Source organism: Streptococcus pacificus (genome assembly GCF_016481305.1).
Classification (GTDB): domain Bacteria; phylum Bacillota; class Bacilli; order Lactobacillales; family Streptococcaceae; genus Streptococcus; species Streptococcus pacificus.
This window is the reverse complement of the sequence record NZ_JAENBO010000001.1, coordinates 637,841-661,676: the sequence shown is the minus strand read 5'-3', so window position 1 is coordinate 661,676 and position 23,836 is coordinate 637,841. Positions and strand designations below refer to the sequence as shown.

23 protein-coding genes are annotated in these 23,836 nt (G+C 35.5%); 19 read left to right on the top strand and 4 right to left on the bottom strand.

Translation table 11 applies throughout. The annotated features are described in order from the left end of the window. Positions 1 to 13 precede the first annotated feature (13 nt). On the top strand, positions 14 to 1,582 hold the full coding sequence (gene cshA / locus JHK62_RS03040; RefSeq protein ID WP_199575201.1) for a degradosome RNA helicase CshA: 1,569 nt from the start codon (positions 14 to 16) through the stop codon (positions 1,580 to 1,582). A 62-nt stretch (positions 1,583 to 1,644) separates the two neighbouring features. Beyond that, positions 1,645 to 2,115: an 8-oxo-dGTP diphosphatase gene (locus JHK62_RS03035; protein WP_199575200.1), complete on the top strand. Its 471-nt coding sequence runs from the start codon at positions 1,645 to 1,647 to the stop codon at positions 2,113 to 2,115. Between the two features lie 85 nt (positions 2,116 to 2,200). Here the strand turns inward: JHK62_RS03035 and JHK62_RS03030 are convergent, their stop codons facing one another. Both JHK62_RS03030 and JHK62_RS03025 read right to left on the bottom strand, forming a co-directional pair. Further along, positions 2,201 to 2,476 carry a GIY-YIG nuclease family protein gene (locus JHK62_RS03030; RefSeq protein WP_199575199.1) on the bottom strand — a complete coding sequence of 92 codons (276 nt, stop codon included), beginning with the start codon at positions 2,474 to 2,476 and terminating at the stop codon, positions 2,201 to 2,203. Beyond that, complete coding sequence (locus JHK62_RS03025) at positions 2,466 to 3,212, bottom strand: tRNA1(Val) (adenine(37)-N6)-methyltransferase (RefSeq protein ID WP_199575198.1); 747 nt, start codon at positions 3,210 to 3,212, stop codon at positions 2,466 to 2,468. The genes JHK62_RS03030 and JHK62_RS03025 overlap by 11 nt, the downstream gene beginning before the upstream one ends. Before the next feature lie 37 nt (positions 3,213 to 3,249). On the opposite strand from JHK62_RS03025, the gene JHK62_RS03020 reads away from it, so the two are divergent. From JHK62_RS03020 to JHK62_RS03010, 3 genes are read left to right on the top strand one after another with little or no spacing between them, the layout of a single operon-like run. Next, a complete protein-coding gene (locus tag JHK62_RS03020; RefSeq protein WP_199575197.1) occupies positions 3,250 to 3,990 on the top strand; it encodes a 1-acyl-sn-glycerol-3-phosphate acyltransferase in 741 nt (246 codons plus the stop codon). Between the two features lie 58 nt (positions 3,991 to 4,048). Next, on the top strand, positions 4,049 to 4,669 hold the full coding sequence (locus JHK62_RS03015) for a helix-hairpin-helix domain-containing protein (protein ID WP_199575196.1): 621 nt from the start codon (positions 4,049 to 4,051) through the stop codon (positions 4,667 to 4,669). Beyond that, positions 4,662 to 6,893, top strand: coding sequence for a DNA internalization-related competence protein ComEC/Rec2 (locus JHK62_RS03010; protein ID WP_199575195.1), 2,232 nt, complete (start codon positions 4,662 to 4,664; stop codon positions 6,891 to 6,893). The genes JHK62_RS03015 and JHK62_RS03010 overlap by 8 nt, the downstream gene beginning before the upstream one ends. Before the next feature lie 104 nt (positions 6,894 to 6,997). Here JHK62_RS03010 and JHK62_RS03005 read toward each other — a convergent pair whose 3' ends face one another. Then, a complete protein-coding gene (locus JHK62_RS03005) occupies positions 6,998 to 7,831 on the bottom strand; it encodes a hypothetical protein (protein ID WP_199575194.1) in 834 nt (277 codons plus the stop codon). 329 nt (positions 7,832 to 8,160) lie between these two features. On the opposite strand from JHK62_RS03005, the gene glpK reads away from it, so the two are divergent. The 5 genes from glpK (at position 8,161) to JHK62_RS02980 (ending at position 12,652) form a co-directional block, all read left to right on the top strand. Then, positions 8,161 to 9,666, top strand: a complete 1,506-nt coding sequence (glpK, locus tag JHK62_RS03000) for a glycerol kinase GlpK (RefSeq protein ID WP_199575193.1) — start codon at positions 8,161 to 8,163, stop codon at positions 9,664 to 9,666. 9 nt (positions 9,667 to 9,675) lie between these two features. Beyond that, positions 9,676 to 10,251 carry a hypothetical protein gene (locus tag JHK62_RS02995; RefSeq protein ID WP_199575192.1) on the top strand — a complete coding sequence of 192 codons (576 nt, stop codon included), beginning with the start codon at positions 9,676 to 9,678 and terminating at the stop codon, positions 10,249 to 10,251. Further along, positions 10,236 to 10,850: a GNAT family N-acetyltransferase gene (locus JHK62_RS02990; protein WP_343044338.1), complete on the top strand. Its 615-nt coding sequence runs from the start codon at positions 10,236 to 10,238 to the stop codon at positions 10,848 to 10,850. The genes JHK62_RS02995 and JHK62_RS02990 overlap by 16 nt, the downstream gene beginning before the upstream one ends. 86 nt (positions 10,851 to 10,936) lie before the next feature. Beyond that, positions 10,937 to 11,983 (top strand): DNA polymerase III subunit delta, encoded by a 1,047-nt coding sequence (gene holA / locus JHK62_RS02985; RefSeq protein ID WP_199575190.1) that lies wholly within the window; start codon positions 10,937 to 10,939, stop codon positions 11,981 to 11,983. A gap of 60 nt (positions 11,984 to 12,043) precedes the next feature. After that, the gene (locus tag JHK62_RS02980; protein ID WP_199575189.1) at positions 12,044 to 12,652 is read left to right on the top strand and encodes a superoxide dismutase; all 609 of its coding nucleotides are present in this window, start codon (positions 12,044 to 12,046) and stop codon (positions 12,650 to 12,652) included. A gap of 89 nt (positions 12,653 to 12,741) precedes the next feature. Here JHK62_RS02980 and queA read toward each other — a convergent pair whose 3' ends face one another. Then, positions 12,742 to 13,770: a tRNA preQ1(34) S-adenosylmethionine ribosyltransferase-isomerase QueA gene (gene queA, locus JHK62_RS02975; protein ID WP_199575188.1), complete on the bottom strand. Its 1,029-nt coding sequence runs from the start codon at positions 13,768 to 13,770 to the stop codon at positions 12,742 to 12,744. A gap of 122 nt (positions 13,771 to 13,892) precedes the next feature. On the opposite strand from queA, the gene JHK62_RS02970 reads away from it, so the two are divergent. The 9 genes from JHK62_RS02970 to alaS all read left to right on the top strand — a co-directional run bounded on the left by JHK62_RS02970 (position 13,893) and on the right by alaS (position 23,817). Continuing rightward, positions 13,893 to 14,594: a glucosamine-6-phosphate deaminase gene (locus tag JHK62_RS02970; RefSeq protein ID WP_199575187.1), complete on the top strand. Its 702-nt coding sequence runs from the start codon at positions 13,893 to 13,895 to the stop codon at positions 14,592 to 14,594. A 72-nt stretch (positions 14,595 to 14,666) separates the two neighbouring features. After that, a complete protein-coding gene (locus JHK62_RS02965; protein ID WP_199575186.1) occupies positions 14,667 to 15,623 on the top strand; it encodes a competence protein CoiA in 957 nt (318 codons plus the stop codon). A gap of 27 nt (positions 15,624 to 15,650) precedes the next feature. Next, positions 15,651 to 17,450, top strand: coding sequence for an oligoendopeptidase F (gene pepF, locus JHK62_RS02960; RefSeq protein ID WP_199575185.1), 1,800 nt, complete (start codon positions 15,651 to 15,653; stop codon positions 17,448 to 17,450). 34 nt (positions 17,451 to 17,484) lie between these two features. Next, on the top strand, positions 17,485 to 18,012 hold the full coding sequence (locus JHK62_RS02955; RefSeq protein ID WP_199575184.1) for a GNAT family N-acetyltransferase: 528 nt from the start codon (positions 17,485 to 17,487) through the stop codon (positions 18,010 to 18,012). Next, positions 18,009 to 18,614 carry an HAD hydrolase-like protein gene (locus JHK62_RS02950; RefSeq protein WP_199575183.1) on the top strand — a complete coding sequence of 202 codons (606 nt, stop codon included), beginning with the start codon at positions 18,009 to 18,011 and terminating at the stop codon, positions 18,612 to 18,614. The genes JHK62_RS02955 and JHK62_RS02950 overlap by 4 nt, the downstream gene beginning before the upstream one ends. Positions 18,615 to 18,654: 40 nt before the next feature. Continuing rightward, on the top strand, positions 18,655 to 19,362 hold the full coding sequence (locus JHK62_RS02945) for an O-methyltransferase (RefSeq protein ID WP_199575182.1): 708 nt from the start codon (positions 18,655 to 18,657) through the stop codon (positions 19,360 to 19,362). 63 nt (positions 19,363 to 19,425) lie between these two features. Next, positions 19,426 to 20,433 carry a peptidyl-prolyl cis-trans isomerase gene (locus JHK62_RS02940; RefSeq protein ID WP_199575181.1) on the top strand — a complete coding sequence of 336 codons (1,008 nt, stop codon included), beginning with the start codon at positions 19,426 to 19,428 and terminating at the stop codon, positions 20,431 to 20,433. Between the two features lie 233 nt (positions 20,434 to 20,666). Continuing rightward, complete coding sequence (locus JHK62_RS02935) at positions 20,667 to 21,167, top strand: LURP-one-related/scramblase family protein (protein ID WP_199575180.1); 501 nt, start codon at positions 20,667 to 20,669, stop codon at positions 21,165 to 21,167. Positions 21,168 to 21,198: 31 nt separating this feature from the next. Then, complete coding sequence (gene alaS / locus JHK62_RS02930; protein ID WP_199575179.1) at positions 21,199 to 23,817, top strand: alanine--tRNA ligase; 2,619 nt, start codon at positions 21,199 to 21,201, stop codon at positions 23,815 to 23,817. Positions 23,818 to 23,836 lie beyond the last annotated feature (19 nt).

The following is a 23,836-nucleotide window of genomic DNA, read 5'->3' as shown; positions in this document are numbered from 1 at the left end:
AAAGAGAAATATATTGAAATTTAATGAATTAAACTTGTCAGAAGACATTTTATTGGCTGTTAAGAAAATTGGTTTTACTGAACCATCGCCTATCCAAGAAAAAACAATTCCCCTTGCCCTTGAAGGTAAGGATGTGATAGGACAAGCACAAACCGGAACAGGGAAAACAGCAGCGTTTGGATTACCAACCCTAAATAAAATTAATACGACAAGTAACTTGGTTCAAGCACTTATTATTGCACCAACTCGAGAACTTGCAGTCCAAAGTCAAGAAGAACTATTTCGTTTTGGTAGAGAAAAAGGAGTCAAAGTTCGTTCTGTTTATGGTGGAACGAGTGTTGAGAAACAAATTAAGGCTTTAAAATCAGGCGCACATGTGGTTGTTGGAACGCCTGGACGTTTACTTGATTTAATTAAACGTAAGGCCCTTCGACTTGATAACGTTGAGACACTAATTTTAGATGAAGCTGATGAAATGCTAAATATGGGATTTTTAGAAGACATTGAAGCAATCATTAGTCGTGTTCCAGAAACACGTCAAACCCTTCTATTTTCAGCAACAATGCCAGCTCCCATCAAGGAAATTGGTGTTAAATTTATGAAAAATCCTGAGCACATTAAAATTGCTGCCAAGGAATTAACAACGGATTTAGTTGAACAACATTATGTCCTTTTAAAAGAAAATGAAAAATTTGAAGCCATGACACGTCTGATGGATGTTGATCAGCCGGAACTTTCTATCGTCTTTGGACGTACCAAACGACGTGTTGACGAATTAACCCGTGGTCTTAAGATTAGAGGTTATCGAGCAGAAGGCATCCACGGTGACTTAGATCAAAGTAAACGAATGCGTGTTCTAAGAGACTTTAAGGGAGATGCAGTAGATATTTTAGTAGCGACTGATGTTGCCGCTCGTGGTCTTGATGTGACAGGCGTCACTCATGTTTATAACTACGATATTCCTCAAGATCCAGAAAGCTATGTTCACCGTATCGGTCGTACAGGACGTGCAGGTCACACAGGTCAGTCTATTACTTTTGTCTCACCAAATGAAGTGGGTTACCTTAAAATCATTGAAAAGCTAACCAAAAAACCAATGCTACCAATGAAACCACCGACAGCAAAAGAAGCCTTTCATTCAATGAAAAAAGTTGCTTTGCAAAAAATCGAACGTGATTTTTCAAATAAAGCTATTCGTGCTAACTTTGATCGTTTTGAAGAAGATGCTACAAAATTAGTCGCAGAATTTTCACCAGAAGAATTGGCGAAATATATCCTAACCTTGACTGTTCAAGATCCTGAGTTACAACCTAAAGTGATTATTCCTAATGAAAAACCATTACCATTCAAATATGTTGGTGGCGGTAAATCAAAATCAGGAAAAGGGAATCGTGGAGGTCGTAAAGGTGGCAATGATCGTCGTGGCGGTTATCGTGGCGATAGGAAACGCGATGATAGAGATCACAAACGTCGTTCAAATAAGAAAAATAAAGATTTCTACAATAAGGATTCCAAAAAGTCTAACCGTTCTTCTAATGATAAAAAAGGTGGATTTGTCATCCGAAAAAAGAAAGATAACTAAGAAAACGTCCAGAAATGGACGTTTTTTGTTATAATGATAAAAAACATTTTTTAGGAGTCATTATGTCAGAAATCATTAAAAATTGGGTTAATATTTGCGTCAAAAAAGATAGCAAAATTCTCCTGATAAATCGTCAACACGATGAGTTTAAAGGATGGATTCAACCAGGTGGCAAAGTAGAATTTCCTGAGAGCTTTTTTGAGGCGGCAGTCAGAGAATTAAAAGAAGAAACGGGGTTAACAGCACTAAATTTAGAATTAAAAGGCATCTCTGGTTTTACAAATCCTCTAAAAAAAGAAAGATATGTCTACTATGATTTTCTCTGTCAATCTTTTGAAGGTGACTTACTAAAAACCTCAAGAGAAGGTGAACCAAGGTGGTTTAGTCTTGAAGAAATTGAGCATCTAGAAATGCAGGATGATATTAGAGAGCGCCTGCCTTTATATTATAGAAAAGGCAGTTTTGAGCGAATTCACTACTGGGATGATCACTTAAAAAAGGTTGTTAAGACCGTTACAAAGTGTTATGAATAATTAAAAAAAAACGCTAGTCTAGCGTTTTTTTGTTATTTTAGATAGATAGTTACAAGCACTATAAGACAAAGGCACCTTGTCTCCATCAATCCTCGTTCAATTTTGTGTGTTGAGCAATATAGTTTAGTTTTTCTTGTCTTGTTTTTTGTTTGAAGTAGCTCTCAGCGCTCATGGCTTCACTTTTTGTCGCGAATTCTTCTTGATAGATGAGCTCAACCGGCAAGCGTTGCTTGGTGTATTTAGCGCCTTTACCGGCATTATGAGTGGCTAAGCGTTTTTTAACGTCTGTGGTATATCCAGTATAAAGTGTTCCGTCAGAACATTTTAGCACATAGATAAAAGCTTTTGTTTTATTGACCATAGTATATCTCAAAAATTTCTTTGGTATAGTCACCATTGTCTTGGTGAACAATTAGAGGTGGTAGGATTTTTAGTCCCTCAATTGAACCATCTTTAATGGCTTCAATTAAGAGCATATTGGCTTCTTTTCCTGCCTTTGGGTGAACAAACTGAACACGCTTTGGCGCCAAGTTATGGGCCTTCAAGGTTTCAAGAATTTCTAAAAAACGCTCAGGACGATGCACCATGGCTAAGCGGCCATTACTTTTTAAGGCGTGACGACTCACCTCACAAATCTCAGTCAGATTGGTTGTGATTTCATGCCTAGCCAGTAGGTAATGTTCACTCAGATTCTTTTTAGACGTGTTGGTCGCCTTAAAATAAGGAGGATTGCATAAGATAAGATCCACCTGAGATCTAGGCACATGGGTTAAAAGATTTTTCAAATCATCATTAATCATTGTCACTTGATTTTCCAAGTCATTTAGTAAAATCGAGCGTTGTGCCATTTCAGCTAAGCGTTCTTGAAGTTCGATTTCAACGATTTTTGCGCGTGTTTTTGTGGAGGCAAATAAGCCCACAGCCCCGTTACCGCTACACAAATCAACAATTAAGCCACGACTGGGAAATTTTGGAAAGCGTGCCAACAAAACGCTATCAATCGAATAGCTAAAAACGTCTTTGTTTTGAATAATTTTGACATCTGTTGAAAATAATTGGTCGATGCGTTCCATGTCTTTTAGATTTACTGATTTCATGTTATAATTATAGCATAAAATTTAAGGAGAGTTTAACGTGTTTTATACCTATCTACGCGGTTTAGTTGTTTTTTTATTATGGATTGTTAATGGCAATGCTCATTACCACAACCAAGACAAGATTATTAATCAAAAAGAAAACTATATTTTTGTCGCCCCTCATAGAACATGGTGGGATCCCGTTTATATGGCTTTTGCCGCTCGTCCCAAACAATTTATTTTTATGGCGAAAAAAGAACTCTTTGAAAATCGTTTGGTTAGCTGGTGGATTAGAATGTGTGGAGCCTTTCCAGTTGACCGAGAAAATCCTGGTCAAAAAGCCATCCGCTACCCGATTAAAATGTTAAAAAACAGTCAACGTTCGCTCATGATGTTTCCAAGTGGTAGCCGTCACTCAACCGAAATTAAAGGGGGTGTGGCAGCCATTGCTAAAATGGCCAAGGTAAGAATCATGCCAGCGGTTTATCAAGGTCCAATGCACTTCAAAGATTTGCTTAAAGGGGATCGCATTGATGTTAACTTTGGAAATCCCATTGATGTGTCAGACATTAAGCGTTTAGATGATGAAGGGCTAAAAGAAGTGGCGAGTCGTATTCAAAATGAGTTTGATCGTTTAGACGAAGAAACTAGACCACTTCACAACAATAAGAGAATTAATCCCCTAACCTATCTTTTTAGAGTGCCTTTTGCTTTACTTGCTCTCATCGTCGTTTTCTTCACCTTTATTTTTAGCCTGATTGGTAGTTTCGTCTGGGACCCAGAAAAACATTTTAAATAAAGCTTTTCCTTAATTGGAAAGCTTTTTTATTTACGAATAATGAAATGAGAGGTGATATATGGAGACGATGATTGAAAAAATAAAGGAAAATAAAATAGTAGTGGTTTTAGTTGCTATTATTTTAGTTTTGGCACTAAGTGTTGTCATGCCCATGCTAATGCCAGATAAAGAAACCACACAAGACGAATTTCTTGAAACACCTGTGACACAAGAGACAACCACAACCGAAGTCAGTGGCTCAGAAACTCTTACACAAGAAGTGACCATCGATTTAAAAGGTGCTGTTGTTAAAGAAGGTGTCTATCAAATGCCTAGTGGTAGTCGCATTAATGACTTAATTGAAAAAGCAGGAGGCTTCTTAGAAACTGCCGATAAAAAATCAATTAATCTTGCTGAAAAATTGATAGACGAACAAGTGGTTTATGTTGCTAGTCAAGGGGAAAATATCAGTGTCATCACTCCAGAAAAAAAGGAAAACACTGAAGAGAAAGTTAACCTCAATACAGCTAGCTTGGAGGAGTTGCAGGGGCTTTCAGGAATTGGTCAAAAAAGAGCCCAAGACATTCTTGACTACCGGGAAACGAATGGTTCTTTTAGTTCTCTTGAGGAGTTAAAAAACGTTAGTGGCATTGGTGAGAAAATGTTTGATAAATTAAAAGAAGAGGTGAGTCTTGATTAAGTGGTTTCCTCTTAAGCCAATATATTTGGCTTTTTTAATAGTTTTACTCTATTTTAATGTTTTTTCCTTTTCCTATCTTCTTTTGGCATGGTTTTTACTAAGTCTTTTCTTTCTAGTTAAGCAGCATTCTAGCAAAACAATTTTTAAAACGGGTTTTCTCTTGAGCCTTTTTTGTTGTTTTTTTCTTTTCATCAAACAAAACAGTGAGTTTCAGGAAAAAGAAGCATTAAGAGAAGTGACAGAGGTTCAGATGATGACAGATAGTCTTGTTATTAATGGTGATCAACTGAGTTTCAAAGGTCGTTTTGATGGTCATACCTATCAAGTCTTCTACCAGTTGAAAAGTCAAAAAGAGAAAACTTTTTTTGCTGAGAATAGTCAACCTCTTCTGTTATCGGTAGATGGAGAGACGCAAAAAGCCACTCCTCAGCGTAATTTTAACGGATTTGACTATCAAGCCTATTTAAAGACACAAGGCATCTATCAAACGCTTCATATCGAAGAGATAAAAGCGATTAAAACGGTTCAAGCAAGAACTCCTTTGGCCTATCTTGCTATGCTGAGGCGACGCGCTATTGTTATGATTCAAACTAATTTTCCCGCTCCGATGAAACACTACATGACGGGGCTTTTGTTTGGTTATCTGGACAAGGCATTTGCCGAAATGACTAATTTATACAGTAGTCTGGGGATTATCCATTTGTTTGCTCTATCTGGTATGCAGGTTGGTTTTTTCCTTCGCTATTTTCGTCAATTTTTTCTAAGACTAGGACTGTGTCAGGAACACTTGCTCGTTCTTCAAGCTGTTTTTTCCTTTATCTACGCTGGCTTAACGGGTTTTTCTGTCTCGGTTATTCGCAGTTTGATTCAGGCGTTGCTATCAAAATGGCAGATAAAAGGCCTTGATAATTTTGCCATCACCCTCATGATCTGTCTAATTTTGATGCCCTTTTTCCTACAAACCACAGGTGGCGTCCTCAGTTTTTCCTTTGCCTTTATTATCGGCACGATTAATTTTGAAAACACCAGTTCACTCCGCAAGAAATTACTTGAAAGCACCAGTATTTCTCTAGGGATTCTCCCACTTTTAATCTGGTTTTTCTCTGGTTTTCAACCCTTCTCAATCATCCTAACAGCTGGTTTTGCTCTTTTGTTTGACGTCTTTTTATTACCCCTCTTATCGCTTGCTTTTTTAGTTCAACCCATGCTGTCGCTCGCTTTCTTCAATCCATTTTTTATCATGTTGGAAAGGATGATTACAGCACTCAGTCAGATTTTAGGACAGCCCTTGGTTTTTGGAAGGCCAAACCTGATACAGTTACTTTTATTAATTCTTGCTTTGGTTCTTTTATATGATTATCGGCGCAAGAAAAAGGTCGCTCTTTCTCTTATTTTAGGAGTCATTCTTATTTTTGCCACTATAAAACACCCTCTAGAAAATGAGGTAACCGTTCTTGATATAGGTCAGGGAGATAGTCTTTTCATTAGGGATATGACGGGGAAAACGCTACTGATTGACGTGGGTGGCAAACTTGATTTTCTGCCAAAAGAAAGATGGCAGAAAAAGCAAAGTGTTTCAAATGCTGATAGGACTCTGATTCCTTATCTGAAAAGCAGAGGAGTTAGTAGAATTGATCAGCTCGTTTTGACACACACCGATACAGACCATATTGGTGATATGGAGGTGATTGCCAAGTATTTTACGATTGGTGAAGTGCTGGTAAGTGAGGGAAGTCTGACGAATCCCCAATTTGTCAATCGTTTGAAAGCGATGGCTGTCAATGTTCGTGTTATAAAAGCAGGCGATACGTTACCAATCATGAACAGTCAGCTACAAGTCTTATACCCTCATCAGCTAGGTGATGGCAAAAACAATGATTCCATCGTTTTATACGGTAAATTATTAGACAAAAGCTTTCTATTCACTGGTGATTTAGAAAAAGAAGGCGAAGAAGACCTCTTAAAACACTATCCTGATTTAAAAGTTGATATCTTAAAAGCTGGACATCATGGTAGTTCAGGCAGTTCTGCCCCAGCTTTTTTAAAAGCCATTTCACCTTCATTAGCTCTTGTATCAGCTGGTGCCAACAACCGCTACCACCATCCCAATCAAGAAACACTGGAACGTTTCAAAGAAGAAAACATTAATGTGCTTAGAACAGATACTAATGGTGCCATTCGTTTTAAAGGGATTAACCAATGGACAGTTGAAACGGTGAGGTGATTGATTTTTTAAGTTTAAAAGTCTGGTGACTCTCTTATTATTTTACAAAAAATTCATTTTTTACTGTTTCAAAAACAAAAAGTTGGGATAATCCCAACTTTTTGTTATGACTCGCTACTCACTTTCCTACGTTTTCTTATTTTTTGACCAATAAAGCTAAATTGCCTGATATCTGTATTTAACGATAAGCCAAAGATAAGGTTTATAATCCAGATAAAGGACATTAAGACGAGCACAGGAATGACACAAGTGGTGACGATGAAAACAGCAACGGCATCAATCATATTGCTAAGGCTATTTTCCATGTTATTGATGACTTTAGTTGTCTGACCCTTAAAAGTATCCACTATACCAGAAAACCAATCACTGTCTTTGCCTTTTTCAAGCTCCTTGTCAATTTTTTCATTTTCTTTCTGTGTTTGTTCAATGGTTTGTTGAATGGACGCTTGAAAGGTTGTTTCGATATGATTTGAAATAGCCACACTGGTTGGAACAATACCAAAAAGCAAGAGTCCAAACAAGGCAAGCTTAAAAGTTAACTGAAGGAAAAACTGTCTTCGAGTAAAGAGATAGGCAATCAAGCCGAAACAGGCAACTGGTAGAAAGAATTTAAAAGAAACCATCCCTGCAATTGCAATCAAATACTTTTGTAACCAGATGGCTCCAATAACCACGAGTAGGTAGTCACTGACGTCAGCCAAGTTTTCAGCTAGCGGCATACCAACGTCACCTGGAATTAATGTGATAGCAGTAGAAGCAGCTGTTGATGTTGCGGCTAAGAGCATGACTTTTTCTTTTTTCTCATCTAAAGCAGCAATGGTGTTTTGATTGAGTTCTTGTATCTGATGCGCTGAGCTAACCTTGGTAAAGAATAAAACGGCTAAGAGTAACAAGAGAGCAGAAATGATAATTGTTTTTTTGTCCTTGATAACTTCCATGAGGCATCTCCTTTATAATGATATGTTTATTATAAAATAAAGTCTGACTTAAGAAAAGCCTTTCTTAGACCTTATTCTATTAAGGGCCTTGTAAAAACTGGGATATCTTAAAAATGCTTATTAGGCAAAAAATGTAAAACACTTGTTTGTATCGTTAAGCAAATAAGTATCATAATAGGAGTTAAAAGTGCTACTTCGTGTATTTTAAAGCTTCAAAATGAATCTTATCAGAATTTTTATAATCTTTAACAAGTTGTGATATGCTATTTTTTTTAATTTTCGGTATAATAAAAGTATCGAAAAGAAAACGTTTACTCAAAGGAGGAAAGATGACTGAAGAAAAATATATTATGGCAATTGACCAAGGGACAACTAGTTCACGCGCCATCATCTTTAATAAAAAAGGTGAAAAAGTAAGTAGCAGTCAAAAAGAGTTCCCGCAAATTTTCCCTCAAGCTGGCTGGGTTGAGCACAATGCCAATCAAATCTGGAACTCAGTCCAATCAGTTATTGCAGGTGCTTTCATTGAATCAAACATTAAGCCAAATCAAATTGAAGCCATTGGGATTACCAATCAACGCGAAACAACCGTTGTCTGGGATAAGGAGACTGGTCTTCCAATTTATAATGCGATTGTATGGCAATCTCGTCAAACCGCAACTCTTGCAGACCAGCTAAAAAATGACGGTCATGCAGAAATGATTCATCAAAAAACAGGTCTTGTGGTTGATGCTTACTTCTCAGCAACTAAAGTTCGTTGGATTTTGGACCATGTCCCAGGAGCTCAAGAACGTGCTGAAAAAGGAGAACTCTTATTTGGAACCATTGACACTTGGTTAGTGTGGAAACTAACTGATGGTGCAGTACATGTCACTGACTATACAAACGCAGCTCGTACCATGCTTTATAATATTAAAGAATTAAAATGGGATGATGATATCTTAAAACTGCTCAACATTCCAAAAGCTATGCTTCCAGAAGTCAAATCCAATTCTGAAGTTTATGGCAAAACAACGCCATTTCATTTCTATGGTGGTGAAGTTCCGATTTCTGGTATGGCTGGAGACCAGCAAGCAGCGTTATTTGGTCAATTAGCATTTGAACCAGGAATGGTAAAAAACACTTATGGTACAGGGTCATTTATCGTTATGAATACTGGCGAGGAGATGCAATTATCCCATAATAATCTCCTCACAACAATTGGTTATGGAATTAATGGAAAAGTTTACTATGCCTTAGAAGGCTCAATCTTTATTGCAGGTAGTGCCATTCAATGGTTGCGTGATGGTTTAAAAATGATTGAAACCTCAAGCGAATCAGAAGGACTTGCAAAAGCATCCACCAATGAAGATGAAATCTATGTTGTACCAGCCTTTACTGGACTCGGGGCGCCTTACTGGGATTCCAATGCTCGCGGGGCTGTTTTTGGTTTAACACGTGGCACAACAAAAGAAGACTTTGTCAAAGCGACGCTTCAATCAATTGCTTATCAAGTGCGTGATGTTATTGATACCATGCAATTAGACTCAGGGATTAATATTAATCAACTGCGAGTTGATGGTGGTGCAGCAATGAATAATCTCTTAATGCAATTTCAAGCCGATATTCTAGGGATTAACATTGCACGTGCTCAAAATCTTGAAACAACTGCCCTTGGGGCTGCATTTTTAGCTGGGCTTTCAGTTGGTTATTGGAAAGATTTAGAGTCACTACAAGAATTAAATGCCACCGGACAATTATTTGAAGCTAGTATGCAAGAAGACCTCAAAGAAAAATTGTACAAAGGTTGGAAAAAAGCTGTGCATGCCACACAAGTTTTCGCCCAAGAAGAATAAGGAGATATTATGTTAAAAAAAAATAAGGTCGTTTTAGGGATATTACTAACTGTTTTTTCTTTCATTTTAATCAGTTGTTCCAATCAAAAGAATGTTATTGATGATTATATTAACAATTCAAAAGAAGCTCACGTCGTTTCTGGAGGAGAACTTCAATTTATGACAGATAAAAAGTGGCGCATCGATGAAGAACAAGGGCCATTTGATTTGCAATTGTGGCATGATTCAACCTACATGGGTGTCATGGTTTACCATTTAATCGACTTTAATGATGATTTAAATAGTGGTGAGAAACTCTTAAATTTCCATATTGATGATTTAAAAGGAAAACGAAATGATTTTATAGAAGTTGAACCATTATCAGTTTTAGAAAATCAAGGAAATAGCCACATTTCTCAAGTAGTTTATAGTGGTGTTAAAAAAGGTGAATCAGAAAAATTTATCTATTTCTTTAATATGATAACATTTGATGATAATCCTGATCTTGTCGCCTTTGTTTTAATGACAACTCACCCTTCAGATTTTGAAAAGGAAAGACCAGAATTAGATGATATTTTATCAAGTGGTGAATTGTTGAAACCCTAAACCAAAAAGCATGGTTAAAGGATTCCTATTCTAATAGAAAAACAGGTGAATTAAACGCTTATGATAGCCTTTTTTATCAATTATCAGACACTGAAAAAGTTTCTTTAATTTTCCCTGATGAAAAATATGCTGATGATTTATTTACCATTATCGATGAAGAGCGTGATCGACTAAAGACTTTTTTACCTTGGGCTAGTCAGATGGTTAATGTTTCTGATGAAGTAAAATTTTTGAGATATGCTAAAGTGAAAATGCAAAAACAAGAACTATTTTTATTAATCATTCTTGTTAATCAACAAGCTGTTGGAATGATTGATTTTCATAATTTTAATCAAATAACAAAGCAGGCAGAGGTAGGTTATTGGCTTTCAGAAAAATATGAAAAAAGAGGGATAATGACTAAGTCTCTAAGATGGTTAATGGCATATGGTTTTAATAGTCTTAAATTAAAAAAGATTGAAATACAAGTAGATAAGAAAAACAATAATAGTCTTAAAATACCAAGACGTTTAGGTTTTTCAGAAGATAAAATCATTAAGAATTTTGCATACTATAATGGTCAACACCATGATTTTGTCATTTTTAGTCAAACCAAATGATAAAAAAATAAGTATCTATCAATTAAGAGAGATACTTTTTAATGCCCATTAGCTAAATTTTCTTATTTTTTTGCTATAATAAAAATATGATAGCTATAGAAAAAATCGCACAATTAACAAAAACTAATCTAGCGCAAATAACTGTACTAACCGGTGAAGATCAAGGACAATATGCTCAAATGAAAAATCTTCTATTTGAACAATTGGATTATCATGCTAATGATTTAGGGATTTCTTATTTTGATATGTCTACAGTTGTTTATCAAGATGCGCAAATGGAACTTGAGAGTTTGCCTTTTTTTTCAGAAGATAAAATTGTCATTTTTGATTATTTTGTTGATATAACTACGACTAAGAAGACTTATCTTGATTCTAAAGAGATCAAGCAGTTCGAAAATTATCTTGAGCATCCTATTGAGGCTACCAAATTAATTATTTTAGCCCCTGGTAAGTTAGATAGTAAAAAGCGTGTGGTGAAATTATTAAAAAGAGATGCAGTAATTTTTGAAGCGAACCCCTTAAAAGAGAGAGAGTTTAAAACGTACTTTCAAAAATATGCTCACCAACTTGGATTAGTCTTTGATTCTGGTGTTTTTGAAGAATTAGTCATCAGGTCAAATGTTCAATTTGATGACATGATGAAAAATCTTTTATTTCTAGAATCCTATCAAACTAATGGTCGTATTAGTCACCAAGACATTGTTGATGCTCTACCTAAGACGTTAAAGGATAATATTTTCGATTTAACTCAGTTTATCATGAGAAAACAAATTGATGAGGCAAGACTTCTCGTTCATGATCTCATCTTGCAAGGAGAAGATGAGGTCAAATTACTGGCTATCATGATTAGTCAACTAAGAACTATGCTTCAAGTCAAATTACTATCTCTTGAAGGTTATGATGAAAAACAAATCATTGACGAACTGTCTCACTATTTAGGACGACGTGTTAATCCTTATCAAGTCAAATACGCTCTTAGAGATACTAGAACGCTCTCTGTAACTTTTTTAAAACAGTCTCTTTACTATCTTATCGACACGGATTATCAAATAAAATCTGGTCAATACGAAAAAGATTATCTTTTTGATTTAGCACTTTTAAAGCTTACGACTCTTGATAAGCAGATTAGTTGATATCAATCATTATTTTAGGTATGATTAAGGTAGTTTTTAGAAAGAAAGAAGGAGATCAAAATGACAATTCTATTACCAGAACTTCCTTATGCTTATGATGCTCTTGAGCCTCATATTGATGCTGAAACAATGACGCTTCATCATGACAAACATCATGCTGCTTATGTCGCTAATGCTAATGCAGCTTTGGAAAAACATCCAGAGATTGGTGAAGATTTAGAAAGCTTACTCAGTGATGTCACTTCAATTCCAGAAGATATCCGCCAAGCTTTGATAAACAATGGTGGTGGCCATATCAACCATGCTCTTTTCTGGGAATTAATGACGCCTGAAAAAACAGAAGTGTCACAAGCACTTAAAGCAGATATTGAAAAGACATTTGGTTCATTTGAAGCTTTCAAAGAAGAATTTTCAAAAGCAGCAGCAACTCGTTTTGGTTCAGGCTGGGCTTGGTTAGTTGTTAACAAAGAAGGTCAACTAGAAATTACCTCAACCGCAAACCAAGACAATCCAATCTCAGATGGTCTCAAACCTATTTTAGGCTTAGATGTATGGGAACATGCTTACTACCTAAACTACCGTAATGTTCGTCCAAATTACATCAAAGCTTTCTTTGAAGTCATTAACTGGGATAAAGTTAACGAGCTTTACGAAGCTGCTAAAGCATAAGAATAATAAAAAAAGATATCCTGGGATATCAAAAAGTATACACCCCAATGGTTAGGCTTTAAGCTAACAATTGAGGTGCTTTTTTAGTGTTATTTGATAAACATAGCATCACCAAAACTAAAGAAACGATAGTTTTGCTCGATGGCGTGTTGATAGGCATCAAGAACAAATTCTCTACCAGCAAAAGCTGAAACGAGCATGACTAGCGTTGATTTTGGTAAGTGAAAATTGGTTGAGAAAGCATCAACAATCTTAAATTCATAACCAGGTTTAATAAAAATATTAGTCCAGCCAGAGTCAGCCTTTAGCTGACCATTAAACTTATTGCCAATTGTTTCAAGTGTGCGAATAGAAGTTGTCCCGACCGCAATAACACGATGTCCAGATGCTTTAACTTCATTAAGCGTATTTGCTGCTTCCTCAGAAAAAGAATAAAATTCTGAATGCATATCATGTTCTTCTATATTATCCACAGCAACAGGTCTAAAAGTACCAAGACCAACATGGAGTGTTAGATAGACTAATTTAACCCCTTTTTTCTCAATTTTTTCTAAGAGTTCTTTTGTAAAATGTAAGCCTGCAGTAGGAGCTGCTGCGGAACCATTTTCTTTAGCATAGACTGTTTGATAACGTTCTTTATCTTCTAGTTTTTCATGGATATATGGTGGTAGTGGCATCTCTCCCAAGCTTTCTAAAACTTCTAGAAAAATACCCTGATAGGAGAATTGAACAATTCTACCGCCATGCTCTAGTTCTTCTGTGATTGTTGCCTTTAGGCGCCCATCACCAAAAGTGATAAGAGTGCCAATTTTCAAACGTTTGGCTGGTTTAGCAAGGACTTCCCAAAAATCACCTTCTATATTCTTTAGAAGAAGGAGTTCAACGTGTCCCTTTGTTTTGTCTTTTTGTCCGTATAATCTAGCAGGCAATACACGAGTATTATTCATGACAAGTGCATCACCAGGATTTAGTTCGTCAATAATGTGATCAAAATGACTATCAACGAACGTTTTTTTGGTTTTATCAACAATGAGAAGTTGAGACGCATCTCTTTTTTCAAGCGGTGTTTGGGCAATCAAGTGTTCAGGTAGTTCAAAATCAAAATCCTTTGTGTTCAAGATAACTCTCCTTTGGTAAAATATCTCTTTCATTATAACACTTTTTAAAGAAATTATTGACAAAAATTGGTATATACCATATAATAAGATTAAGAATTAGTCTATACCAAAAGGAGGATATCATGAAAATTATTAAAGTGACAGATCAAATAGAAGGTGCTCAAGTTGCTTTTGATATTTTAAAAGAAAAAATAGAAAATGGTGCTAAAACGCTTGGTTTAGCAACAGGTAGTACACCAATTGAACTGTACAATAAAATGGTTGCTAGCGACTTAGATTTTACTGACATGAGAAGTGTTAACTTAGATGAGTATGTGGGCTTGTCAAAAGAAGATTCTCAATCCTATTATCAATTTATGAAAGAACATTTATTTGACAAGAAACCGTTTAAAGAGAGTTTCTTGCCTGATGGTATGGCAACTGATATTGAATCACATACCAAAGAATATGATGCTATTCTTGAAAAGTATCCTGTTGACTTGCAAATTTTAGGAATCGGTAATAATGGTCATATTGGTTTTAATGAACCTGGGACATCATTTAACACACAAACTCATTTGGTAGACTTACAAGAAAATACTATAAAAGCTAATGCACGCTTTTTTGAAAACGAATCAGATGTTCCTAGACAAGCAATTTCGATGGGGATTGCTTCAATCTTAAAGGCAAAAACAATTATTTTAATGGCTTATGGGCAAGCAAAAGCGGATGCTATTGCCAAAACAGTTAATGGTCCGGTGACTAAAGAAGTACCAGCTAGTGTGCTTCAAAATCATCCAGAAGTTTACATTATTGTTGACGAGGATGCTGCTTCAGAACTATAAGAAATGAAAGATGAGTCAAGAAGACTCATCTTTTTTTCGAATAGTAAGATAAACAAACCAAAAAGGGGATTTATGCTGACAGCAAATGATAAAAATGGAAAACGAATCAATCTAATCACTATATCTTATCTTGATAAAAAAGCACTGATCAAAGAGAAATTTACTTGCTGTGCTTGTAGGCAAGCTGTCAGATTAAGGTTTGGTGAAATTTATAAAGCACATTTTGCTCATGTACAATTAAAAGATTGTCTTTTTTCTTATGAAAACGAAAGCGATGAACATATAGGCTTAAAATCAGAATTGTATCATTCCTTAGTGAAACAAGATCAAGTGATTATTGAAGCCGTTTTACCAAAACTCAATCAAATTGCTGATCTACTAGTTAACCAATCATTAGCTTTAGAAATTCAGTGCAGTCCCCTATCACAAAAACGATTACGACAAAGAACAGTAAGCTATCAAAAAAACAACTTTACCGTTCTTTGGCTTTTAGGCCAGAAACTCTGGCTTAAAGACCGTATTAATTCTTTACAAAAACAATTTCTTTATTTTTCTAATAATATAGGTTTTCATCTGTGGGAGCTTGATTTGAAGCAAAAGTGTTTGAGATTAAAGTATCTTATTTATGAGGATTTAAAAGGAACTCTTCATTACCTTGAAAAAACTTGTTCTTTTACTGGTGATTTGTTGACGTTCTTGAGATTTCCTTTTCAACAACAAAAAATGAGTAGTTATCAGGTTAAAATGGCTGAAGACCTTATTTTTTATATTCAAAAACAGCTTTATTATAAATCACCAAAATGGTTAAAAAAACAAGAAGTGGCCTATCAAAACGGTGATAATCTTTTGTTGAAGGATTTAGATGAATTTTTTCCTCAAGTTAGACCCCTTACTTGTGATAAAGGCTTTGTTCAGGTTGTTTACGATTTAAGCGCTTATTATTCTGCTTTTGAAAGTTATTATCAAAAAATTGCAAATAAAAGTCACCAAACATTATACCCACCAAAATTTTATGATACAATACAATAAGTAAAAAGAGATACAAAGGAGAGGATTATGAGTCATAATAGACAAGATATCAATGAAGAATACAAATGGGATTTAACCACCATTTTTGCGACAGATGATTTATGGGAAAAAGAGTTAGCATTAATATCTAAAGAGTTAGACGCTGCTAAACAATATGAGGGTCACTTACTTGATTCAAGTCGTCAATTATTAACGGTCACTGAAGCTCAATTAGACATCATGCGTCGTATTGAAAAAGTTTATGTCTATGCTTCTATGAAAAATGATCAAGACACAACTGTAGCTAAATACCAAGAATTTCAAGCAAAAGCAACGGCTATTTTTGCTAAATTCAATGAAACTTTTGCCTTTTATGAACCGGAATTCATGACCTTAGAAAAGGCTGATTATGAGCGTTTTCTTGAGGAAGAAGAAAAATTAAACGACTATGCTCACTATTTTGATAAGTTATTAAAACAAAAAGAGCACGTATTGACACAAGCTGAAGAAGCGTTGTTGGCAGCTACCAGCGAAATTTTTGAATCACCAGCTGAAACCTTTGCCATCTTAGATAATGCCGACATTGTTTTTCCAATGGTTAAAGATGAAGACGGCAACGATGTTCAACTCTCACACGGAAATTATATTAGCTTAGTGGAATCAAAAAACAGAGAGGTCAGAAAATCTGTTTATGAAGCCTTATACAGTGTCTATGAACAGTACCAACACACTTATGCCAAGACACTTCAAACCAATGTTAAGGTTCATAACTTAAATGCTAAGGTGAGAAACTATAAAACAGCAAGGGCAGCTGCTTTGGCACAAAATCATATTCCTGAAACTGTTTTTGACACCTTAGTAAAGGCTGTTCACAAACATCTGCCATTACTACATCGTTACATCAAACTCCGTAAGGAAATCTTAGGTCTAGATGATTTAAAAATGTATGATTTATATACACCTTTAGCAGAAACTGACATGAGTATTTCTTATGAGGAGGCTTTGAAAAAATCAGAAGAAGTCTTGGCGATTTTAGGAAAAGACTACTCAGAACGTGTTAAGAGAGCATTTAGTGAACGTTGGATTGATGTTTATGAAAATAAAGGCAAACGCTCTGGTGCCTATTCAGGCGGTTCATACGATACCAATGCCTTTATGCTACTTAACTGGCAAGATAATCTCGATAATTTCTATACCTTAGTCCATGAAACTGGCCACAGTCTTCATTCTGTATTTACGCGTGAAAACCAGCCTTATGTTTATGGGGATTACAGTATATTCCTTGCTGAAATTGCTTCAACTACCAATGAAAATATTTTGACAGAAAAATTATTAGAAGAAGTGACGGATGATCACACACGTTTTGCCATTTTAAACCACTATTTGGATGGCTTTAGAGGAACCGTCTTTAGACAAACACAATTTGCTGAATTTGAAGAAGCTATTCATAAGGCCGATCAAGATGGTGAAGTATTAACCAGTGAATTTTTAAATGAGTTATATGCTGATTTAAACGAAAAATATTATGGACTTGCCAAAGAAGATAACCCACAAATTCAATACGAATGGGCTAGAATACCTCATTTCTACTACAATTTCTATGTTTATCAATACGCAACAGGCTTTGCAGCAGCAAGTTATCTTGCTAACAAGATTGTTCATGGTACAAAAGAAGATAAAGAAAACTACCTGAACTATCTTAAAGCAGGCAATTCAGACTATGCTTTAAATGTTATCAAAAAAGCTGGTGTGGATATGACAGCTACTGACTATTTAGATGAAGCCTTCAACGTTTTTGAAGAACGCTTAGATGCCTTTGAAGAACTTGTTAAAAAAGTAATCCGTTAACAATTCCTCACAATCTTTGAAAAGGAGCTAAGGTATGGATGACATTAGAACCCTTCGATTATCAGATGAAAAAGCTTTTAACACCTTTAATCACTTGTTGACCGAAGAAAAAGAAGCAGGGAATCCTTTTATAGAAACAAGACTAATTGATGATTACTCTAGTTTTTACCAAAAAACCAAACAATTGGAAACATTATCAGACCAACCTGATTGGTCAACGGTGACTTCCTATTATTACTTTCGTAATCAGGAGATTTTAGCTAAAATTTCGTGTCGTTGGGAACTAGAAAAAGGAAACTTGTCTGAAATAGGTGGTCATATTGGCTATGCCACCCTTTCTTCTTATCGTAGGCAAGGGATTGTTACTAAACTATTATTTTTTGCTTTTGAAAGATATAAAGAAAGACATATTTATGATATTTTTATCACTGCCTTAGAAGATAATATTGCTAGTCGTAGAGCTATTGAGAAAGTCGGTGGGAAATTACAAGATATTATCACTACGGCTGATGGTAAAAAATTAGCGCGTTACTGGATCAATTTAGAAAGGATTACCGCATGACGACTTTTATTTGGGATTTAGATGGCACCTTAATCGATTCATATGATGCCATGCTTGCTTCAATAGAAGTGACTTACAAACACTTTAACTGGTCATTTGAAAGAGAACCTATCAAAACGTTTATCTTAGAAGAGTCTATCGGTAAATTATTATTTGAAAAATCTATTGAAACTGGGATTTCTTTTGAACTCATTAAAAAAGTGATGTCAGAAGATGTTCTAAAAAGAGATGATGAGTTTCGATTAATGCCGGGTGCTCTTTCTATTTTAGAATGGACACGCTCACAAGGCATTAAGAATTTCATGTATACCCATAAGGGGGATAATACATTTTCCGTTTTAAAAAAACTAGGGATTTCTGATTATTTTGAGGAAGTATTGACGGGGGATTCAGGTTTTAAGCGTAAACCTGATCCAGAAGCGGTTGATTACCTTGTTGATAAATACCATTTTGACAAGGCCTCTGCCTATTATATTGGCGATCGTAAATTAGATAAAGAATTGGCAGTAAATAGTGGCATCAAAAGTATTAATCTTGGTATAGAAACCTCAAAAGATAATCAGCACATTAAAACATTAGAAGAAATCAAACAGCTATTTTAAAGTCAAGTTAATCCAATAGGAGAAGTAATAATAAAAAATCATGGTGAAATCATACAGTAAAAATGCCAATCATAATATGAGGCGCCCAGTCATAAAAGACGATATTCTGACATTCATGAGAACGGCTCAAAAAGACAATACTGGTCATTTAAAAGTGCTAGAAGACTTTGCAAGAAAAGAAAACATTCCCATTATCCAGCCTGAAATTGTTTCCTACTTTAGATTTTTAATGCAAACACTATCCCCTAAAAAGATTCTAGAAGTAGGAACGGCTATTGGTTTTTCGGCATTATTAATGGCAGAAAATGCTCCAAACGCTAAAATCACAACGATTGACAGAAATGAAGAAATGATTGGGTTTGCAAAAACTAATTTCGCTAAGTATGATACCAGAAAACAAATCACACTCTTAGAAGGTGATGCGAGTGACCTTTTAGCAACTCTTGAAGACACCTTTGATTTTGTGTTTATGGATTCAGCCAAATCAAAATATATCGTCTTTTTGCCTGATATCTTACAACATTTAGAAGTCGGTGGTGTCATTGTTTTTGATGATGTTTTTCAAGGTGGTGATATTGTTAAACCTATCGAAGATGTTCGTCGTGGTCAAAGAACAATCTACCGTGGCTTACAAAAATTATTTGAAACAACCTTACAGCATCAAGAGTTGACAGCAACCATTCTACCTTTAGGAGATGGGCTATTGTTATTACGAAAAAATTCTGATGCGATTACTATAGAAGATTAAGTTTTTTTTAAGACATTATGGTATAATAATGAAGTTAATGATAAATAAGGAGTAATATTAATAATGAAAAAACGTCTATTTGCAACAGGTTTAGTAACCTTGTTATCAGTTGTTACATTGGCAGCTTGTTCAACAAGTAAGGGTGCTGATGATAAGTTAGCAACTATGAAAGGTGATACCATCACACTTTCTGATTTTTATAATGAAGTCAAGTCTTCAACCGCTGCTCAACAATCTATGGTAACCTTGATTTTGGAACGTGTATTTGAAGATCAATACGGAGATAAAGTGTCAGATAAAGAAGTTACTGATGCTTATAATGAAAATGCCAAACAATATGGTGATCAGTTTGAACAAGCTTTAGCTCAAGCAGGAACAACTGCTGAACAATATAAGAAAACCATTCGTCTTGAAAAATTACTTGAATATGCTATTAACAAGGCGGCTGAAAAAGAGTTAAATGACGAAGCCTACCAAATGGCTTATGAGAATTATACTCCTGAAACAACAGCTCAAGTAATTGTTCTTGATTCAGAAGAAGCTGCAAATGCTACTTTAGAAGAAGTAAGAGCTGAAGGTGCAGATTTTGCTAAAATCGCTCAAGAAAAATCATTAGATAAAGATAATATTGAAGTTACCTTTGACTCTGCTGACAACAAGGTCTTGCCAGATGTGATGAAAACAGCATTTGCTCTTGATGTTAACGGTATTTCTGGAGTAGTTCCAATCGTTGATACTTCAACTTATAGAACTAACTACTATATTGTTAAAACAACTAAAAAAGCTGACAAAGATGCTGATTGGAAAACCTATAAAAAACGTTTGAAAGAAATGTTTGTTACTCAAAAAACCAATGACCCTGCTTTTAGAAATGTTGTGATTTCTGAAGCGCTTGATAAAGCCAACGTTAAAATCAAAGATGATTCATTTGCAAATGTCTTGTCTCAATTTGCGCCAACAGATGCTAATCAAGCGACAGATGAAAAAGGATCTGATGATAAGAAATCAGATGATAAAGAATCTAAAGACAAAAAAGAATCTGATGACAAGAAATCAGATGATAAAAACTAATTTCTTTATTGACGAAAGTCTTTAAAGAACGTATAATAGTCTTGTTAAGAATTGTTTTTAATCGGTTTGAACCAGAAAAGTGGCGGTTGATGCAAGCCATTCAAACTCTAAAAACATGCTACTTAATAAAAAATTTAATAATAAATCATGAAGAATGACAAGTTCATTGAATGAAGGTGGTACCGCGGTTTTCGCCCTTCTTTAGTGGACTTGTTTTTTTGAAGGAGTTAGTTATGACTAAACTATTTCATATCAAACAAAAAATGTGGTCACTTGGTGGAAAATTTTATATCAAAGACAGTGAGAATAATTCTCATTATGAGGTGGCGGGTAGTTTTTTAGAAATTCCTAAGCGCTATACCATCACTGATATGAACGGTAATATGGTAAGCCAAATTACAAAAAGACTGTGGACCTTTCTTCCAAAGTTCGATGTTGAATTAGCTGATGGCAGACAGTTTGTTATCATCAAAGACTGGTCTTTCTTTAAACCAAAGTATCGCATTGAAAACTTGGGCATGGTTGTTAAAGGCGACATTTGGTCAATGAATTTTAGTCTGTTTTTACACGACCAATTAGTTGCCACTATCTCTGAAGAATGGTTTAAATTGACTTCAACATATAATGTAGAGGTTTTTGATGACAATTATAGTGATTTGGTTATCTCGCTTGTCATTGCTATAGATCGAGTAAAAGAAGAAACTGCAGCAGCAAGTTCTTCAGCGTCACATTAAACTACTGATAAAAAGAAAAGGAAAATAAAGAATGAAAAAAATGACGAGTGCAGAAATTAGACAGATGTTTTTAGACTATTTCAAATCAAAAGGACATTCTGTTGAGCCTTCTGCCAATCTTGTTCCTGTTAATGACCCAACGCTGTTATGGATTAATTCAGGTGTCGCGACCTTAAAAAAATATTTTGATGGTTCTGTCATCCCTGAAAATCCAAGAATTACCAATGCTCAAAAATCAATTAGAACCAATGATATTGAAAATGTTGGTAAAACAGCTAGACACCACACCATGTTTGAAATGCTTGGAAACTTTTCAATTGGTGATTATTTTAGAGAAGAAGCTATTGCTTTTGCCTTTGAATTATTAACCAGTGAAGAATGGTTTGCTTTTCCAAAAGAAAAACTCTACATGACCTATTACCCAGCCGACAAAGACTCATATAATCGTTGGATTGAGTTGGGTGTGGAACCAAGTCACTTAATTCCGTTAGAAGAAAACTTCTGGGAAATTGGTGCCGGTCCTTCAGGGCCTGACACTGAGATTTTCTTTGACCGTGGCGAAGCATTTGACCCTGAAAATATCGGTATTCGTTTGCTTGAAGAAGATATTGAAAATGACCGTTATATTGAAATTTGGAACATTGTGTTATCACAATTTAATGCGGATCCAAGCATTCCAAGAAGTGAGTACAAAGAACTACCAAACAAAAACATTGATACCGGCATGGGACTTGAACGAATGGTTGCTATTATTCAAGGGGCTAAAACCAACTTTGAAACAGACCTCTTTATGCCGATTATTCGTGAAGTCGAAAAACTTTCTGGTAAAACCTATGATCCAGATGGTAACAATATGAGTTTTAAAGTCATTGCCGATCATATTCGTTCGCTTGCTTTTGCGATAGGTGATGGGGCTTTACCTGGAAATGAAGGCCGTGGCTACGTTTTACGTCGTCTTCTTCGTCGTGCAGTTATGCATGGCCGTCGTTTGGGCATTAAAGAATCCTTCTTATACCGTTTGGTAGTTATTGTTGGTCAAATCATGGAAAGCTATTATCCAGAAGTGCTTGAAAAACATGACTTTATTGAAAAAATCATTAAGCGTGAGGAAGAGACCTTTGCTAAGACGATTGATTCTGGTTCTGTTCATCTTGAACAGTTATTAGCATCGCTAAAAGAAGAAGGCCAAACCACATTACAAGGCAAAGATATTTTCAAACTCTATGATACCTATGGGTTCCCTGTTGAATTAACAGAAGAATTAGCCGAAGATGAAGGCTTCACCATTGATCACGAAGGCTTCAAAATGGCAATGACTGAACAACAAGAGCGTGCGCGTGCTAACGTCGTTAAAGGTGGTTCAATGGGAATGCAAAATGAAACCTTGGCTAACATTACAGAACCATCAACCTTCCTTTATGAAACACAGGCAATAGAAAGTAGCTTATCAGCCATTGTGGCAAATGATGAGCGTGTCTCAGCTGTTAGTGAGAACGAGGCTTATTTAATTTTTGAAGAAACACCATTTTACGCTGAAAAAGGTGGACAAGTTGCTGACCATGGTGTCATTAAAACCCTATCAGGTGATGTTGTTGCTAAAGTTGTTGATGTGCAATCAGCACCAAATGGTCAGCCACTTCACAAGGTAGAAGTGTTAGGACTACTTGAAGAAGGCCAAACCTACTATCTAGAAATTGACACTGAGCGTCGCTACCGTGTCATGAAAAACCATACAGCCACTCACTTGCTTCATGCAGCACTTCATCATATTGTTGGTAATCATGCCGTTCAAGCAGGGTCATTAAATGAAGTAGCCTTCTTACGTTTTGATTTTACCCACTTTGAAGCTTTGACTAATCAAGAACTTCGTCAAATTGAAGAAGAGATTAACCAAAAAATTTGGGAAGCTATTCCAATCAATACGATAGAAACCGATATTGATACAGCTAAAAAAATGGGTGCTATGGCACTCTTTGGTGAGAAATATGGTAAGGTTGTACGTGTTGTCTCCATTAGTGACTATTCCGTTGAGTTGTGTGGTGGAACACACTTGGAAAATACTTCTGAAATTGGAATGTTTAAAATCATTAAAGAAGAAGGTATTGGATCAGGAACTCGTCGTATTATTGCTGTGACAAGTAAGGAAGCTTATCTTGCTTATCGTGACCAAGAAGATGCTCTTAAAGCAATTGCGAAAACAATTAAAGCTCCTCAATTAAAAGAAGTGTCAAATAAGGTGGCTAGTCTTCAAGAACAATTACGTGAATTGCAAAAAGAAAATGCCATTTTAAAAGAAAAAGCAGCTTCAGTAGCAGCAGGTGAGATTTTTAGTAATCCTCAAGAGATTAAAGGTATTCGTTTACTTGCCAAAAAGGTTGATGTTTCAGATGCAGGAGCACTTAGAACATTTGCTGATCAATGGAAACAAAAGGATTATTCAGATGTTCTTGTTTTAGTGGCTGCTATTGGTGAAAAAGTTAACCTACTTGTAGCAAGTAAATCAAAAGATGTTCATTCAGGTAATCTTGTTAAAGAATTGGCTCCAATCATATCTGGACGTGGTGGTGGAAAACTTGACATGGCTATGGCTGGTGGTTCAGATGCTTCAGCTATTTCAAAACTCCTTGAAACTGTTAAAGATTATATCTAACAAAAGAAACTGGTTATTA